The organism is Actinoplanes couchii (genome assembly GCF_016862075.1).
Classification (GTDB): domain Bacteria; phylum Actinomycetota; class Actinomycetes; order Mycobacteriales; family Micromonosporaceae; genus Actinoplanes; species Actinoplanes couchii.
This window is the reverse complement of the sequence record NZ_BOMG01000094.1, coordinates 113,075-129,722: the sequence shown is the minus strand read 5'-3', so window position 1 is coordinate 129,722 and position 16,648 is coordinate 113,075. Positions and strand designations below refer to the sequence as shown.

Sequence of the window (16,648 nt, the reverse complement as noted above, 5' to 3'; positions counted from 1 at the left end):
GCCCGCGAGCAGGCCGCAGACCGGTGACGTTCCGCGATCGGGCGGAACGTCACCGGGCGATGTTCGCCGCCTGACGGATTCTCAGAGGGCGGGCAGGGTCACCGTCTGGACCGGTGTGGTGTTCCCGGCCCGGTCGGTGGCGGTGAACTCCAGAGTCTGCGGATCGTCGTGCAGGGCCCGGGTGAACGGCTCCTGGAAGACACCCCAGAACGTCTCAGCGGTCCGCCACTGGATGCGGTCCACGCCGGACACGTCGTCGACCGCGTCCAGTGTCACCTCGACGCTGCGGCCCAGCGACCGGACCCGCGCCGACGCGCCCGGCGGGGCGGTGTCGACGTCGATCTCGCGGGACACGTGCACGATACGCCCGGACACGTCGGTGGCCCGGGCCCGGACCAGGTGACGGCCGTCCGCCGGCAGAGCCACCGGGCCCTCGACCGGCGTCCACTCCGCACCGTCGAGGGTGATCTCCACCGATCCGATCCCCGGGCCCGGCGAGACCACGGTGACGGAGCACGACGGCAGCGAGGTGTACCAGCCGGACGACGCCCGCTCCCCCGTCACGTCGATCCGGATCACCGGCGCCGCCGACTCCGCGCCCACGTCCGGCGGCAGTTCCGCGATGACATGGACACCGTCGGCGAGGGTGCTCGCCGACGCCGCGACCAGCACCGCTTCGGCTTCCGCCCGGCTCAGCAGACCTTTACCGGCCGCCTGTACGACGTACTGGTGCACCGCGCCGAAGAACTCCCCGACCGTGGCGTATCCGCCGCCGGCCCAGAGCGCCCCCAGGAACGACCAGCCGTCCTGGTCGCGACGGTTCGGTACGCCGGGGTCGCTGCCGTGGAACAGGATGTCCGCGTCGTCGAGCCGCAGGTAGACGTGGTAGCGGTGATCACCGCCGGACCAGGCCGGTTCGAAGGTGTGCCCGAGGACGGTGACCAGGTCGTCGTCCACCGTGAACCCGGTGATGCTGCCGTCCAGGAGCCGCGCCCCGGCCGGCGCCACGGAGAGTGTCGTCGTGGCGTCGTCGCGGGCCAGCAGCACTGTCGGCCCGAGTTCGAGGCTGACCAGCGCCGGGTCGTCCGGGGTGGGGACGAGGCGCAACGGCATCGGCAGGGTCAGGGTGACGACGTCCCCGGCCCGCCAGTCGCGGCGGATCGTCACGAACTCCCCGTCGCCGGCCGGCTGGGACTCCTCGCCGACCCGGGCCCCGGCCCGGCCGCGCGCCCACGGCGGGATCCGCAGGTGCAGGGTGACGGTGGCGGTGAAGCCGATCGTCAGGGTGATCTCGCCGTCCCGGGGGTAGCGGGTCTGCAGTACCACGTCGCCGTCCGCCCAGGTCAGCCGGGACGGCACGTACTGCAGGACGTAGAGTTCGCCGGGTTCGGCGTACCAGATCGACTCCTGGTGTTTGACGTGGCTCTCCAGGCCGGTGCCCCCGCAGCAGGTGCCCACGTTGTCGTACTCGCGGACCGCGCCCGGGTCGACCGGGTACATGTAGACGACCTCGGGACTGTGGTCCGAGACGACGTCGGCGCGGGAGCCGACCATGTGGTTGAGCGAGGCGCGTTCGATGTAGTCCGGGTACTTCACGTCCCGGGTGTGGGTGAACAGCCCGCGGGCGATCTTCAGCAGGTTGTAGGTGGCGCACGACTCGGCGTTGCGGCGGCCGATGAACCGGGCCACCGCCCCGGCCGGGCCCCACAGTTCGCCCTCGCCGGTGCCGCCGTGCGCGAAGGTGCGCCCGGGGACGATCTGGTCCCACAGGTTCAGCACCGCGTCCAGGTAGCGCCGCTCACCGGTGACCTCGTACTGGGTGAGGTGCCCGACGAGCATCGGCAGGTGCTGGTTGGCGTGCATGCCGTCGAGGACGTCGTGCCCGGCGGCCGCCCCGGCCAGCCACGCATCCATCTCGAAGGCCGCGGCGGCGTCCAGGAAGATCTGTTCGCCGGTGATCCGGTGCAGGACGGTGAGGCTCTCGTTCATGCCGCCGTACTCGCCGGCGATGTAGAGCGACCACATGCGCTGCCGCTGGACCGGGTCGACGGCGAGGATGCTGCGGGCCGCCCAGTGGCCCATCCTGGTCACCACGTCGAGGGCCTGCTTGTTGCCGGTGTGCTGGTAGGCGTCGAGCAACCCGGCCATGATCTTGTGGCAGGTGTACCAGGGCGCCCAGATCTCGCCGTACGGCGCAAGGTCTTCCAGGCGGGTGAACTGCCATTCGCCGTACGCGGCCAGGAAGCCCGGATGGCTGAACCGCCCGGTGGCCGCGAGGGCCTGCTGCACCTCGGCCAGCCCGGCGACCATCTCGTCCGATTTGTCCTTAAAAATCAATTCATCGGTTGAACCGTAGGCGATAGCCAGCATCGACAGGAAATGCCCGGCATAGTGCCCCCGGAGTAGTGAGGCGGTCTGTGCCACTCCCGCCCCGGGATAGTCGGAGCCGGACCACGGCTCCTCCTCGCCGTGCCCGAAGTCCTCCCAGTTCCCCGGCGGCAGCGCGCCCCGGGTGTCCAGACCCGCATTGGCCCGGAACACCGCCAGCAGCCGGTCCACGGGATATTCGCGCGCCAGGTGCAGCATCTGTTCCTGGGCCCGGGAGTGCACCCCGTCGTGCAGCCGGACATCACTCAACGGCGAGAAGGTCATCGGGCCGCCCACTTTTCGAGACCGGCCGCGTCGATCGGCAGCGCCCCGGACAGCACCTCGTGCCCGGTCGCGGTGACCAGCAGGTCGTCCTCGATCCGGACGCCGATGCCGCGCAACTCCGGCGGCACCGTCTCGTCGTGGGCGTGGAAGTAGATCCCCGGCTCCACGGTCAGGACCATGCCCTCGCGCAGGTCGGCCCCATGGTAGTTGTCGTACACCGAGGCGCCGCAGTCGTGCACGTCGAGTCCCAGGTGGTGGCCGACGCCGCAGACGATGTACCGGCGGTGCTGCTGCCCGGTGGGGGCGAGCGCCTCGTCCACCGAGACTCCGAGCAGTCCCCAGTCGGCGAGGCCCCGGGCGAGGACCTCCATCGAGGCGAAGTGGAAGTCCGAGTACCGGGCTCCGGGCCGGACCTGGGCCATGCCCGCCCGGTGCGAGGCCTCGACCAGGTCGTGGACCTGGCGCTGGGCCGGGGTGAATCCGCCGCCGACCGGGAGGGTCCGGGTGACGTCGGCGGTGTACAGCGACCGCGCTTCCACCCCCATGTCGAGCAGGAGTGTCTCGCCGGGCAGGATCGGGCCGTCGCAGCGCACCCAGTGCAGGATCGGCGCGTGCGGCCCGGAGCCGACGATGGTGCTGTAGCCGGGGCCGTTGCCGAAGGTGCGGGCGTGCCTGTCGAAGGTGCCCTGCAGCCAGCGCTCGCCGAGCCCGTCGGTCATCGCCCGGGGCACCTCGGCGGCGACCGCGGCGAAGCCGTCCACGGTGGCGTCGATCGCCGCCCGGAGCTGGCCGATCTCCCAGTCGTCCTTGATCATGCGCAGGTCGGAGGCGGCCACCGCGCCGGAGACGAACGAGGACGGTTCGGTGTACGACTCGCGCGCCCGTACCGGCAGGTCCAGCGCCGACGACCAGTCGTCCAGACCGGCCGAGGGGCCCACCCACAGTTCGCCGTACGCGGCGCTGGCGAAGAAGTCACGTTCCCCGGGCCGGGCCGGTGGCGGCATGTAGAGCACCGCGTCGTGGCCACCGGGCCGGGGTGTCATCACCAGGATCGAGCCTTCGACCTGGCAGGACGTGGCCCAGACGAAGTCGCTGTCGGCCCGGAACGCGTAGTCGGCGTCGCCGTTGCGGTTCTTGGCGCCGCCGGCGGCGAGCACGATCGTCTCGCCGGGCAGCGCGGCGCTGAGCCGTTCCCGGTGGTCGGCGGCGGCTTTCGCGGCGGCCGGGTCGACCGGCGCGGGCACCTGCCGGGTGGCCCAGCCCTGACCGATGGCGGCCAGGAATCCGGGGCTGTCGTCGGCCAGCCGGGGCGGTTTGGTACCGGCCCAGGGCGGGCGGGGCTGTGTCATCGTCGGACTCCTCCTCGGTCGCGGACCATCTCGCGCAGGTGGGTGAAGACCCGTCCGCTGCCGATGCCGTCGTGCTCGAACTCGTTCGTCACCCAGGCCCGGCTGTTGCCGAGCCGGGCGAGGGTGTTCCGTTGCAGGCCCTCGTCGACGAACACGTCGTCGAAGTAGACGGCGGCGGCGAGCGGGACCTCGTTCTCGGCCAGCCGCCGGGTGTCGTACAGCGGGGTCCAGGTCGTGATCCCGGCCAGTTCCTCCATCGCGGCGGCGAACGGCCGCAGCGCGGTGACCTCCTGGAACATCCAGGGGAAGGCCATCTCGGTGGTGAACTGCAGTGGGCGCACATCGGTGCCGAACTCCGGGCGGCGGTCCCGTTCGCGTTGCGCGGACCAGCGGAACGGGCCGTTGCCGCCGTCGCCGTAGATGGTCTCCTGCAGGGTCCAGAACAGCGGGTTGGACGCGTTCGACGTCTTCGTCAGCACGGTCTCCAGGAAGCCGGTGGTCAGGTGCCCGGCCGGGTGGAACGCCTCCGACACCAGCCAGTGCAGGCGCAGGTGGCCGGGCCCGAAGCCGAGGTCGCCGCCGAGGCTCTGGAACCGCTGGACGGACAGCGGCGAGCCGTCCGGCAGCAGCACGTCACCGTCGGCGAGCCGGTCGGCGATGGCGGACACGGCGTCCATGTCCTGCGGGTAGCGGGCGTAGAAGTCGGCGGTCTTGGTGGCGGCCCGGGTGAAGGTGCGCCGGTAGACCTCGTCCGGGTCGGGCGGCAGGCCGGGGATGCCGCCGCAGACGTAACAAGCGGTCAGCGCCTCCGGCGCGACGGAGAGGTAGGTGAGGGTCAGCCATCCCCCGAAACTTTGGGCCAGCGTCGCCCACTTCTTACCGCCATAACTATTTCGCCGTACGTGTTCCAGGTCCCGGACGATCGAATCCGCCCGGAACTTGAGCAGATGATCGGCGGCCGCCTTCCCATCGGGGAACCGCGAGATCACCGCCCCGTCGACGGGTGTGCTGCGCCCGGTGCCACGCTGATCCACCATGATCACCCGGTGGTCGGGCAGCGCCTCGGCGATCCAGCCGTCCACACCGAGCGGCCGCGGGTTGGCTCCGCCCGGCCCGCCCTGCAGGTAGGTGAGCAGCGGCAGGTCGTCGTGCCGGCGTTCCGGGTCGGACAGCTCCCGGACGAAGACCTCGATGGTCCCGGCCGTCTCGTCCGACCAGTCCAGAGGCACCGGCACGGTGAACTCCCGCACCCACGCGCCCGGGATCGGGTATTCCACTGTCATCGGGCCGCCGCCTTCGCTCGCCGTGCGGCCTCCCACTCGGGGCGGATCCGCGGGACGGCGGCGAGGAGCCGCCGGGTGTACTCGTGCTGCGGGTCGCCGAACACGGTGTCCCGGTCCCCCGCCTCGACCACCCGCCCGGCGGTCATCACCGCGACCGAGGTGGCGATCTGCCGGACCACCGCCAGGTCGTGGGCGATGAAGAGGCAGCCGAAGCCCTCCTCGGCCTGCAGGTCGCGCAGCAGGTTGATGATCTGGGCCTGGACCGACACGTCGAGGGCGGAGACCGCCTCGTCACAGACCAGCACCCGGGGCCCGACGGCCAGGGCACGGGCGATGCCGATGCGCTGGGCCTGCCCGCCGGAGAACTGGGCCGGGTAGCGGTTCAGCCAGTCGGGGTTGAGCCCGACCCTGTCCAGCAGGGTGCGGGTGAATTCGCGGGAGCCGCCGGGGATGTCCCGCTTCTGGTAGAGCAGCGGCGCGGTGACGATCCGTTCGACGGTGTGCCGCGGGTTGAGGGACGAGAACGGATCCTGGAAGACCACCTGGACGGTACGCCGTACCGCCGCCAGGTCCTTGCCCTTGCGGGTCGTCACGTCCTGACCGGCCAGCTCGACGGTGCCGGAGGTGACGTCGAGGAGCCGGGCGGCCAGGCGCGCGGTGGTCGACTTGCCGGAGCCGGACTCGCCGACCAGGGCCAGGGTCTCGCCGGCGTGCAGGTCGAACGAGACACCGCCGACGGCGGTGAACAGCCGGGCCGGCCGGAACAGCCCGGCGGTACCGGCCACCGGGAACTGTTTGACCAGGTCGCGGGCGCGCAGCAGGAGTTCGCCGGTCACGATCCACCTCCGAGGGTACGCAGGTCGCCGATCTCGTCGTCGATGCGCGGCACCGCGTCGAGCAGAGCCTGGGTATAGGGATGCCGCGGATCGGAGAAGATCTGTTCGGTGCTGCCGGTCTCGACGACGTCGCCGTAGCGCATCACCACGACGGTGTCGGCGACCTCGCTGACCACCGCCAGATCATGGGTGATCATGATGAGGGCGGCGCCGGTGTCCCGGCGGACCTCGGCGAGCAGGTCCAGGATCTGGGCCTGCACGGTGACGTCCAGGGCGGTGGTCGGCTCGTCCGCGATGATCAGCTCGGGTTCGGTGCTGAGCGCCATCGCGATCATCACCCGCTGGCGCATGCCGCCGGAGAACTGGTGCGGGTAGTCGTCGACCCGCCGCCCGGCCTCCTTGATGTGCACCCGCTCCATCGCCTCGATCGCCACCTGGCGGGCGGCGCGGCGGCTCACGCCGGAGCGGTGCGAGCGGTACGCCTCGGCGATCTGGGTGCCGACGGTGTAGTAGGGGTTCAGCGACGACAGCGGGTCCTGGAAGATCATCGCGATCCGGTCGCCACGGATCTCCCGCATCCGCCGCTCGGACAGGGTGTTCAGGTCGATCCCGTCGAAGCTGATCTCCCCGGTGCACAGCGCGCCCTTGGGCAGCAGGCCCATCACGGCGAGGCTGGTCATCGACTTGCCGGAGCCGGACTCGCCGACGATGCCGAGCGAGCCGCCCTTCGGCAGTTCGAAGCCGAGCCCGTCGACCACGGTCACGTCGCCGAATTTCACGGTCAGATCGTTCACCCGCAAGAGGCTCATGTGGTCGCTCCCGCCCGGACCCGGGGGTCGATCGCCGAGTAGAGGAGGTCGACCACCATGTTGCCGACCACCACGAAGAACGCCGCGAGCAGGGTGACCGCCATGATCACCGGCTGGTCGTTCTTGGTGATCGAGTCGGCGGCCAGTTTGCCGACGCCGTTGATGCCGAACACCGTCTCGGTGATCAGCGCGCCGCCGAGCAGGCCGGCGAAGTCCATGCCGGCGATGGTGACGATCGGGGTGAGCGCCGGCCGCAGCGCGTGCCGCCGCCACACCAGGTGCGGTCGCAGGCCCTTGGCCCGGGCGGTGCGCACGAAGTTCTCGCTCAGGGTGTCGATCACGTTGGCCCGGGTGAGCCGGGTGTACGAGGAGGCGTACCCGATGGCGAGGACGGTCCACGGCAGGATGAAGTTGAGGAACCACTGCCCCGGGTCGTCGGCGAACGGGACCGCCTGGGGGAAGGGCAGCCACTGGAGCTGGACGACGAAGACGTACTGCAGCGCGAGGGCGAGCACGTAGTTCGGGACCGACATGCCGCCGAGGGTGAGGGCGGTGATGAACCGGTCGGTGAACCGGCCCTCGCGGACCGCGCTGAGCAGGCCGCCGATGACGCCGGCGAGCAGCCAGAGCACCGCGGCGCCGATCGCGACGACGGCGGTGACCGGCAGGCGCTGCACGATCATGTCGGTGACGACCTGGGCGCTCTGGAACGAGTAGCCGAGGCAGGGCGCCGAGCAGTGCACGGCGCTCGCCCCGGTGCCGTAGTCGCGGCCCAGGAACAGTCCTTCCAGGAAGTGCAGGAACTGCACCGGGAACGGGTCGTCCAGTCCGAGGTTGGCGCGGATCTGGTCGATCCGCTCCGGGGTGCAGGTCTTGCCGCAGATCTGCACCGCCGGGTCCGGCGAGAGCAGGAAGAAGACCATGTAGGTGAACAGGGCCACCAGGAACAGGACGAGGAGCATCCCGAGGACCCGGTTGACGAGATAGCGGGTCATGTCAGCGGCCTCCGGGATCGACGGCCGACCGGACACGGTCACCGAGGACCATGAAGGAGAGCACCAGCAGGGCCAGGAACGTGCCCGGCACCAGGAAGTAGGTGGGGACGACGGAGTACCAGCCGACCGAGCTGGAGATCATCTGTCCCCACGAGGGGGTGGGCGGCACCACGCCGACACCGAGGAAGGAGAGCCCGGCCTCGGTGCCGATGTAGCCGGGCACCGCCAGGGTGACCATCACCAGGATGGTGGAGCGCAGGTTCGGCAGGATCTCGGTGAAGACCAGCCGGGTCCGGGAGGCGCCGGACGCGAGGGCGGCCTCGACGAACTCGCGCTGTTTCAGCGACATGGTCTGGGCCCGCACGATCCGGGCCAGGTACGGCCAGCCGAACACCGAGATGACCAGCACCAGGAGGTACTGCCGGTTGTCGGCGGGCAGCGCGGAGAGCACCGCGATCATGAAGATCAGGGCGGGGAACGCCATCAGGAACTCCATGAGCCGGGAGATCACCATGTCGGTCCGTCCACCGAAGTATCCGGCGAGCAGGCCGAACACGACCCCGAGCACGGTCGTCAGCGCCGTCGCGCCCACCGCGATGAGCATCGAGGCACGGGCGCCGTAGACGATCCGGGCGAAGATGTCCCGGCCGCTCTGCGGTTCGACGCCGAGCCAGTGGTCCGCGGAGATCCCGCCGAACGACCCGAGCGGGATGCCGCCGAGGTTCGGGTCGATCGCGGTCTGGTCGAAGTCGTACGGTCCCCAGCCGCTGACCTTGACGATCAGTGGCGCGAAGATCGCCATCAGGACGACGATGCCGATGTAGACGAGGCAGGCGATGGCCGACGGGTCGCGCAGCAGGACGTGCCAGACGCTGCGGCGGGGGTCCGTGGCCGCCACGAGGGCGCCGTTGTCCGGCGCTCCCGCGGCTTCCAGTTCGGTGGACGATATCGACACGTTCAGGTCAGCCCTTCGACGCGTCCTTGAGACCGATGATGGCGTAGTCCTGGTCGCCCTGCGGGGCCACCAGACCGGCCACGTTCGATCCGGGCAGGTAGATCCGGTTCTCCACGTTGACCGGGACGATCGGCGCCAGCTCCATGATCTTCTGGTCCAGCTCGCCCCAGGCCTTGTTGGCCTCGGTCAGGTCGGTGAGCGCCTTGATCCGGTCGATCTCGGTGTTGATCGCCGGGTCGTTGAGCTGGGCGAGGTTCTGGTTGCCCTTGTCGGTGATCTGCCGGCCGTCGAACAGCGGCGGCAGGAACGTGGAGGCGCTGGACGCCCAGTCCGGGCACCAGCCGGTGATCGCGGCGTCGTTCTGCTGCGACGGGGTGGCGATCGTCTCGTAGTAGGTGGCGGCGTCGATCACGTTGAGCTTGACGTCGATGCCGACCCGCTTGAGGCTCTGCTGGATCGCCTCGCCCTGCGCCTGGGCGACCGGGCGGGTGCGGATGTCCAGGGTCAGGGTGAAGCCGTTGGGCAGCCCGGCCTCGGTGAGCAGCGCCTTGGCCTTCTCCACGTCACCGGTGTCGCCGGTGCTCGGGTACAGGTTGTAGTCGGCGTGCCCGGAGACGTTCGACGGGATGATCGTCGAGGCGATGGTGGCGAACTGGTTGCCGCCGGTGGCGTTGAGCAGCGTGGTCTTGTCCACCGCCAGGTTGATGGCCTGACGGACGCGGACGTCGCTGATGTTCTTCTTGCTGGTGTTCAGGCCGACGTAGGTCAGGCAGGTCGACGGGGCCTTGACCACCCGGTCCTTGAGCTGCGGGGTCTGCAGCCGGGCGATGGTGGCGGTCTGCACCGAGCCGGCCATCGCGTTGACGTCGGCGCCCTGGCCGGCGATCAGCCGCTCGTCGATGGTGGCGCCGTCGATGCCGATGGCGAAGTTCCAGCCGTCCGGGTACGCCTTGCGCTCGGTGTCGGTGGCGGCGTCCCAGTTCGGGTTACGCTTGAGCTTGATGGTGCTGCCCGGGGTGAAGGCCTCCAGGTCGTACGGGCCGGAGGCGACGATGTCGTTGATGAACTCGTTGCCGCCGCCGGTCCCGACCGGGAACGGCACCGCGCTGGGCATCGACAGGACCGCGTCGAACTCCGGGAACGGGGCCTTGAGCTTGAAGACGACCGTGGTGTCGTCCGGGGTCTCGATGGCCGGGTTCTCGCCGGACTGGTACGGGCCCTTGTAGGTGTCCGGGGTGGCGAGCAGCTGGCGCAGGTAGGGGGCGCCGATGCCGATCTCCGGATCCCAGGCGCGGCTGATGCCGAACTTGACGTCCTTGCTGGTGATCGCCGCGCCGGTGTCGAACTTGACCCCGGGCTTGATCTTGTACGTCCAGGTCAGGCCGTCCGCGGACACCTCGCCGAGGCCCTGCGCCAGGTCGGGCACCATCGCGTTGGGGTCGGCCGCGTCGTTCGCCGCCTTGGTGACCAGCGTGCGGTAGACCAGCCGGTAGAACGCGTTGACGCCGCCGTCGAAGCCGCGGGCCGGGTCGAGGTGGGAGAAGTCGGTGGTCTGCAGGACGGTGACGGTGCCGCCCTTGACCGCGGCGCCGCCGGTCGCGGCGCCGCCGGTGGTGGTGGATCCACCGCCGGAGCAGGCTTGCAGGGCCAGAACGGAGACCGTCAGCCCGGCCAGGGCCACGGGGGGTGTGGTTCGTTTCAAGAGGGTTCTGCCTTCCTCAGAGGAGCGCATCACGCAGTCACCGCGGCGAATCGGGTGCGCACCATGCGGGGTCGGAACGTCCGCGGCAGTCATCTCGGTGACCTGCGGCAGTGCCGGATCAATGCGACCCCGGTCACTTGAGGGAACAGTAGTATGTCACACATCTCTCGCGATAGGTCCCGGGCAACTTTTTACAAACTGGAGATCAAATTTCTCCGCCGGCACCGGTCCCGGGCAGCACGAAGGCCGGCCACGGTGTCGTGGCCGGCCTCGTGAGCAGCGGGTTCAGTCCTCGGAGCGGCCGCTCCACCAGCCCAGGACGTGCCCGATGTGCGCATTCATCAGTGTTTCGGCGCCCCGGCCGTCGCGGGCTTCCAGCAGGTCGATCATGGTGTGGTGCTCGGCCGCCGACCGGGCCAGCTCGGCCGTTCCGACCATGTCGGCCAGCCCCACCATCCGGGTCTGCTGCCGCAGGTCCTTGACCAGCTCGATCAGCCGCCGGTTGCCGTGCAGTCCGAGCAGCCGCAGATGGAAGACCAGGTCGGCGGTGAGATAACCGGACAGGTCGGCGGCCGCCGCGGCGTCCACGATGTCCTGCGCCTTCACCCGCAGCTCGGCGGCCTGCTCGGGTTGCAGGGTCCGGGCGATCTCACGCATCGGCGGGCTCTCCAGCTGCTGCCGGATCCGCACGATCTCCCAGAGGTCCTGCTCACTGACGTCGGTGACCCGGAAACCCTTGTTGCGCACCACATCGACGAACCCGCGTTTCTGCAGGTTGAGCATGGCTTCGCGGACCGGCGTGGCGGACACGCCGAACCGGGCGGCGAGGGTCGGGGCGGTCACCAGGGTGCCCGGCGCGAGTTCCCCCGAGACGATCGCGGCGGCGACCGCGTCCTCCACGGTGCCCCGCAGGCTGACGCCCACCTCGACCGGCCCGATGACCGACAGACTCACCGGCAATCCTCCATCTGTAAAATGTCACACTGCGCAGATTCGCTCAGCGAACACAGAGTACGGCACTCAGCGGTTCCGCAACGCCGGCGGCGGTGGTCAGACCGCCGGCGCTCGGTGCTTCTCCAGTGCCGCGACCGCCCGACCGGTGTCCGCGGTGACCTGCGCGTGGTGCTCGGCGGTCAGTGGGCCGCGCGGCGGGCGGCACGGGCCGCCGTACCGTCCGACGAGGTCCATGCTCAGTTTGATGGCCTGCACGAACTCGACCCGGGAGTCCCAGCGGAACACCGCGACGAGGTGCTTGTACAGCTCGCGGGCCGCCACGAACCGGCCGGCCAGCATGTGCTCGTAGATCTCCACCGACTCGCGGGGGAAGACGTTCGGGAAGCCGGCGAACCAGCCGACGGCGCCGTCGGCCATCAGCTCGAACAGCACGTCGTCGGCGCCCGCGACCACGTCGATGTCGCAGAGTTCCTTGATCGCGAAGAGCCGGCGGACGTCGCCGCTGAACTCCTTGATCGCGGAGATGTTCGGCAGCGCGGCGATCTCGGCGACCAGGTCGGGGCGCAGGTCGACCTTGGTGTCGATCGGGTTGTTGTAGATCATGATCGGCAGGCCGACCTCGCTGAGCTTGGCGTAGTGCTCGATGACCTGCGCGTCGCTGGCCCGGTACATGGTCGGCGGCAGCGACAGCAGGCCGTGCGCGCCGTCCTCGGCGGCCAGCTCGGCCCAGTGCTTGGCCTGGTGCCAGCCCGGACCGTGCACACCGGCGACGACGACACCGCGGTCACCGACCGTCTCCACGGCGACCTGGATGACCTTGCGGCGCTCCGCGTCGGTGAGCGACGAGTACTCGCCGAGCGAGCCGTTCGGGCCGACTCCACGGCAGCCGTTGCCGATCAGCCAGTCGCAGTGCTCGGCGAACCTGTCGTAGTCGACCTCGAGACCGGCCGGCGCGGACGGGTTCTCCTTGTAGGGCAGCGCGGTGGCGACGATGACTCCGCGAAGGTCGGTGGGCTCGGGGCTCATCCGGCATCCTCTCCGGTGGTGGCGAGTTCCCCCGGTCCGGCGGGAACCGCGTCGGGGCGGTTTGCGGTCCGGCCCACGTCGAGCAGGCTGTCCGCAGGTGCGGCCCTAGCAGCTGTACTATGTCACATGCTCTTAGCGGAGGGAATCGACAGTGGGGATTCATCGCACTTCTTCCCAGCGAACTGGCCTTCTTCCTGCATCGAGCGCTCTTCTGTAACATTTCACTGTGCTTCAACTCCCCGACGGGCGTCCCGCTCGCGCCGCCTGGCTTCTCAGTGACGACCTGCTCCATCTCAATCACGGCTCGTTCGGCGCGGCACCCGCATCGACCCTGGTGCGCCAGGACGCTCTGCGGGCCGAGATGAACGCCGCGCCGGTTCGCTGGTTCGCCGGTCTGCCCGCCCGGGTCGCCGCCGCCCGTGTCCAGGTCGCCGACTGTCTCGGCGTCCCGCACGACCGTCTCGCCCTGGTACCGAACGCCAGCGCCGGCGCGACGGCCGTCCTGAACGCCGTCGACATTCCGGCCGGCAGCGACATCCTGGTCACCGACCACGGATACGGGGCCGTCACGATGGCCGCCGAACGCCGGGCCCCGGTCCGCCGGGTACACGTCCCCCTCGGGGCCGGGCCGGACGAGGCAGCCGCCGCGGTGATCGACGGTCTCACCGCGCACACCGCGCTCGTGGTGATCGATCACGTCACCGCCCCCACCGCGCGGTACCTGCCGGTGGCCGCGATCTCGGCCGCCGCCCGGGAACGCGGCATCCCGGTGCTCGTCGACGGCGCCCACGTCCCCGGGCTGCTCGACCGGCCCCTCGACGGCCTGGACTGCGACTACTGGATCGGCAACCTGCACAAGTACGCCTGTGCCCCGCCCGGCGCGGCGGTCCTGATCGCCCGGGACGGCGCCCGTCTGCACCCGGTGATCGACTCGTGGGGGACGCCGGAGCCGTTCCCGGCCCGCTTCGACGTGCAGGGCACCCTGGACGTCACCGCCCAGCTCACCGCCCCGCACGCCTGGGCGGAGATCGAGCGCCGGTGGGGCTGGCAGCGGGTGCGGGAGTACACCGGGGACCTCGCCGCCGAGGGCGCCGCCCTGGTCGCGGCCGCGTTCACCGCGATCACCGGCGAGGACCACACCGTGCCGGTGGGCATGCCGGCCGGGCCGATGCGCCTGGTCCGGCTGCCCGGAACCCTGGGCGCGGCGGCCGGCGCCCCGGACGCGCTCCGGGCCCGGGTGCTGGCCGAACTGAACGCCGAGTGCGCCTTCGGCACCTTCGACGGCCAGGGCTACCTGCGCCTGTCCGCCCACGCCTACAACACCCGGTCCGACTACGAGACCTTCGCCGCCCGCTGCGTCCCCACCCTCACCACCTGGTCGAAGACCTGATCGCCCCGCACCGGACGATGCCGGGCGTCAGCCGACGGTACGGATCATCTTGCGGTTGAGGAACTCCTCGATGCCGTAGCGACCCAGTTCGCGGCCGAAGCCGGAGCGCTTCACACCGCCGAACGGCAGCTCCGCGCCCTCGGCGCCGACGCCGTTGATGAAGACCATGCCGGTGTCGAGCTGGTCGGCGACGCGCAGGGCCTGCGACGGGTCGGTGGTGAAGACATAGGACCCGAGGCCGTACGGGGTGTCGTTGGCGATCCGCACGGCCTCGGCCTCGTCGTCGGCCTTGAACACCATCGCGACCGGGCCGAACAGTTCCTCGGCGAAGTCGCCGACCCCGGTGAGCACACCCGGCGGGTACCAGGCGCCGTCGCGGGAGCCCTCGGTCGCCAGAGTCGCCCCGCCGGAGACGGCCGCGGTGACCTGGGCCTCCAGCCGGGAGGCGGCGGCCGCCGAGGACAACGGCGCGGGCGGGGTGGCCAGGACCGCGGCGGTGAACCGGGGCAGGAACTCGTCGTACAGGTCGCGATGCACGATGAACCGCTTGCCGGCGTTGCAGGCCTGCCCGGTGTTGTCGAGGCGGGCGGCGGCCGCGGCCTGCACGGTGGCGTCCAGGTCGTCGCTGCTCAGCACGATGAACGGGTCGGAGCCGCCGAGTTCCAGGACGACCTTCTTCAGGTGCCGGCCGGCGATCTCGGCGACCGCCGCCCCGGCACGTTCCGAACCGGTCAGCGACACGCCCTGCACCCGCGGGTCGGCGATCACCGTCTCGATCTGCTCGTTGGTGGCGAACACGTTGACGTAGGCGCCGTCCGGGAACCCGGCGTCGCGGAAGATGTCGGCGAGCAGGGTCGCCGACGCCGGGCACTGCGGGGCGTGTTTGAGCACGATGGTGTTGCCGGCCGCCAGGTTCGGGCCGGCGAACCGGGCCACCTGGTAGGCGGGATAGTTCCACGGCATGATGCCGAGCAGCACCCCGAGCGGGCGGCGCTGCACCACCGCGGAGCCCTCGCCCTCGAGGAGGGTGATCGGCTCGTCGGCGAGGAACGCCACCGCGTTGTCGGCGTAGTACTGGTAGATCGCGACGGAGAAGTCGACCTCGCCGAGGGCGTCGTCGAGCGGCTTGCCCATCTCCTGGTGGATCGCGGTGGCCAGTTCCTGACGGCGTTCGGTGTGCAGGGCGGCGACCCGGCCGATCAGGGCGGCCCGGTCGGCGGCCGCGGCCCCGCGCGCCCACGTGGTGTACGCGTGGTGGGCGCTGTCGACGGCCGCGGTGACCTCGGCGTCGGTGGCGGTCGGGAACGACGCGACGAGTTCCCCGGTGGCGGGGTCGACAACTTGGTAACTGCTCACGCGGGATCTCCACTCAGGTGTTCGTGCACGGCGAGCCAGGTGTCGCCGTCGCGGCGGAAGACGATCGTCTCGCGTTCGGAGAGGATCTGCTCCGAGCCTTCCAGAAACACCGTCGTCCGTACGCGGTGGGTGAAGATCGCGGTGTCGCCGTACTCCTGGACGTGCTGGTCCGACGAATCGCACGAGAGCACCCGGAATCCGTCGCGCTCCCACCCGTACCACAACTGCTCGTAGTCGGACCGCGACCGCAACAGCCCCGGTGTGGTGTGGAACAGGAACGTCGCGTCGGCGGCGAAGCAGCCGAAATAGCCGGCGGTGTCGTGCGCGGCGAACGCGGCGACCAGTCGCCGGGCGGCGTCCAGGGGTGTCACGGGGCCTCCTCGCGGGGTGCGAGCGCGGACAGGATCTCGTAGACGGTGTGCGCGGCCGCGATCCCGGTGATCTCGGCGTGGTCGTAGGCCGGGGCGACCTCGACTACGTCCGCGCCGACCAGGTTCAGCTGGCCGAAACTGCGCAGCACGGCGAGCAGTTCCCGGCTGGTCATGCCGCCGGCCTCGGGGGTGCCGGTGGCCGGGGCGAACGCCGGGTCGAGCACGTCGATGTCGATGGACAGGTAGACCGGGCGGTCCTGGACCCGGTCGCGGATGCGTTCGGCGATGCCGCGCGCCCCCAGGTCGTCGATCTCCACGCTGGGGACCACGTGGAAGCCCAGTTCCTTGTCCTCGACCAGGTCACGGGAGGAGTAGAGCGGCCCCCGGGTGCCCACGTGCAGGCACCCGGAGGTGTCGATCAGGCCTTCTTCGGAGGCGCGCCGGAACGGGGTTCCGTGGGTGTGCGTGGCCCCGAAGTAGGTGTCCCAGGTGTCCAGGTGCGCGTCGAAGTGCACCACGGCGACCCGCCCGTGCTGTGCGGCGACGGCCCGCAGCAGCGGCAGGGCGATGGTGTGGTCGCCGCCGATGGTGACCAGCCTCCCGGCCCGTTCCAGCATCGACCGGGCGCCGGCCTCGATCTGCGTGATCGCCTCGTCCAGGCTGAACGGGTTCACCGCCAGGTCACCGGCGTCGACGACCTGCTGGCTGGCGAACGGCGACACGTCGGCCGCCGGGTTGTACGGCCGCAGCAGGCGCGAGGACTCACGGACGTGGGCGGGACCGAACCGGGCGCCCGGGCGGTAGGAGACACCGGCGTCGAACGGCACGCCGATCACGGCGACGTCGACGTCGGAGACCTCGTCGATGCGGGGCAGCCGGGCGAAGGTGGCCGGGCCGGCGAACCGGGGCACCACTGTCGCGTCGACCTGGCCGATGCGGCCGTCCTGGACGATACGGGGAACGGACAAGA

At 70.6% G+C, this 16,648-nt stretch carries 14 protein-coding genes; 1 reads left to right on the top strand and 13 read right to left on the bottom strand.

Annotation, left to right across the window (positions count from 1 at the left end; genetic code table 11):
- Nucleotides 1-81: 81 nt before the first annotated feature.
- The 10 genes from Aco03nite_RS37510 to Aco03nite_RS37465 all read right to left on the bottom strand — a co-directional run bounded on the left by Aco03nite_RS37510 (nucleotide 82) and on the right by Aco03nite_RS37465 (nucleotide 12,561).
- Nucleotides 82-2,637, bottom strand: coding sequence for a beta-L-arabinofuranosidase domain-containing protein (locus Aco03nite_RS37510; RefSeq protein ID WP_203804924.1), 2,556 nt, complete (start codon nucleotides 2,635-2,637; stop codon nucleotides 82-84).
- An 11-nt stretch (nucleotides 2,638-2,648) separates the two neighbouring features.
- Complete coding sequence (locus Aco03nite_RS37505) at nucleotides 2,649-4,001, bottom strand: aminopeptidase P family protein (protein ID WP_203804922.1); 1,353 nt, start codon at nucleotides 3,999-4,001, stop codon at nucleotides 2,649-2,651.
- On the bottom strand, nucleotides 3,998-5,284 hold the full coding sequence (locus Aco03nite_RS37500) for an alpha/beta fold hydrolase (RefSeq protein WP_203804920.1): 1,287 nt from the start codon (nucleotides 5,282-5,284) through the stop codon (nucleotides 3,998-4,000). Before Aco03nite_RS37500 ends, Aco03nite_RS37505 begins: the two co-directional genes overlap by 4 nt.
- Nucleotides 5,281-6,120: an ATP-binding cassette domain-containing protein gene (locus Aco03nite_RS54295; protein ID WP_203804918.1), complete on the bottom strand. Its 840-nt coding sequence runs from the start codon at nucleotides 6,118-6,120 to the stop codon at nucleotides 5,281-5,283. The genes Aco03nite_RS37500 and Aco03nite_RS54295 overlap by 4 nt, the downstream gene beginning before the upstream one ends.
- Nucleotides 6,117-6,929, bottom strand: coding sequence for an ABC transporter ATP-binding protein (locus Aco03nite_RS37490; RefSeq protein ID WP_203804915.1), 813 nt, complete (start codon nucleotides 6,927-6,929; stop codon nucleotides 6,117-6,119). The genes Aco03nite_RS54295 and Aco03nite_RS37490 overlap by 4 nt, the downstream gene beginning before the upstream one ends.
- Entirely contained in the window at nucleotides 6,926-7,966 is a 1,041-nt protein-coding gene (locus tag Aco03nite_RS37485; RefSeq protein WP_239145757.1) for an ABC transporter permease, read from the bottom strand. Before Aco03nite_RS37485 ends, Aco03nite_RS37490 begins: the two co-directional genes overlap by 4 nt.
- Entirely contained in the window at nucleotides 7,926-8,879 is a 954-nt protein-coding gene (locus Aco03nite_RS37480) for an ABC transporter permease (protein WP_203804912.1), read from the bottom strand. The genes Aco03nite_RS37485 and Aco03nite_RS37480 overlap by 41 nt, the downstream gene beginning before the upstream one ends.
- Before the next feature lie 7 nt (nucleotides 8,880-8,886).
- Nucleotides 8,887-10,581, bottom strand: coding sequence for an ABC transporter substrate-binding protein (locus Aco03nite_RS37475; RefSeq protein WP_203804909.1), 1,695 nt, complete (start codon nucleotides 10,579-10,581; stop codon nucleotides 8,887-8,889).
- Nucleotides 10,582-10,866: 285 nt separating this feature from the next.
- Nucleotides 10,867-11,535: a GntR family transcriptional regulator gene (locus Aco03nite_RS37470; RefSeq protein WP_239145756.1), complete on the bottom strand. Its 669-nt coding sequence runs from the start codon at nucleotides 11,533-11,535 to the stop codon at nucleotides 10,867-10,869.
- A gap of 96 nt (nucleotides 11,536-11,631) precedes the next feature.
- Nucleotides 11,632-12,561, bottom strand: coding sequence for a dihydrodipicolinate synthase family protein (locus tag Aco03nite_RS37465; RefSeq protein WP_203804906.1), 930 nt, complete (start codon nucleotides 12,559-12,561; stop codon nucleotides 11,632-11,634).
- 226 nt (nucleotides 12,562-12,787) lie between these two features.
- Here Aco03nite_RS37465 and Aco03nite_RS37460 point away from each other — a divergent pair, with 226 nt between their 5' ends.
- A complete protein-coding gene (locus tag Aco03nite_RS37460; RefSeq protein ID WP_203804903.1) occupies nucleotides 12,788-13,951 on the top strand; it encodes an aminotransferase class V-fold PLP-dependent enzyme in 1,164 nt (387 codons plus the stop codon).
- Nucleotides 13,952-13,978: 27 nt separating this feature from the next.
- Here the strand turns inward: Aco03nite_RS37460 and Aco03nite_RS37455 are convergent, their stop codons facing one another.
- Genes Aco03nite_RS37455 through speB form a run of 3 tightly spaced genes read right to left on the bottom strand, consistent with a single transcriptional unit; the run spans nucleotide 13,979 to nucleotide 16,646 of the window.
- Nucleotides 13,979-15,307: an aldehyde dehydrogenase family protein gene (locus Aco03nite_RS37455; RefSeq protein ID WP_203804901.1), complete on the bottom strand. Its 1,329-nt coding sequence runs from the start codon at nucleotides 15,305-15,307 to the stop codon at nucleotides 13,979-13,981.
- Nucleotides 15,304-15,678, bottom strand: a complete 375-nt coding sequence (locus Aco03nite_RS37450; RefSeq protein WP_203804899.1) for a YybH family protein — start codon at nucleotides 15,676-15,678, stop codon at nucleotides 15,304-15,306. The genes Aco03nite_RS37455 and Aco03nite_RS37450 overlap by 4 nt, the downstream gene beginning before the upstream one ends.
- Nucleotides 15,675-16,646 (bottom strand): agmatinase, encoded by a 972-nt coding sequence (gene speB / locus Aco03nite_RS37445; protein ID WP_239145755.1) that lies wholly within the window; start codon nucleotides 16,644-16,646, stop codon nucleotides 15,675-15,677. The genes Aco03nite_RS37450 and speB overlap by 4 nt, the downstream gene beginning before the upstream one ends.
- Nucleotides 16,647-16,648: the final 2 nt, after the last annotated feature.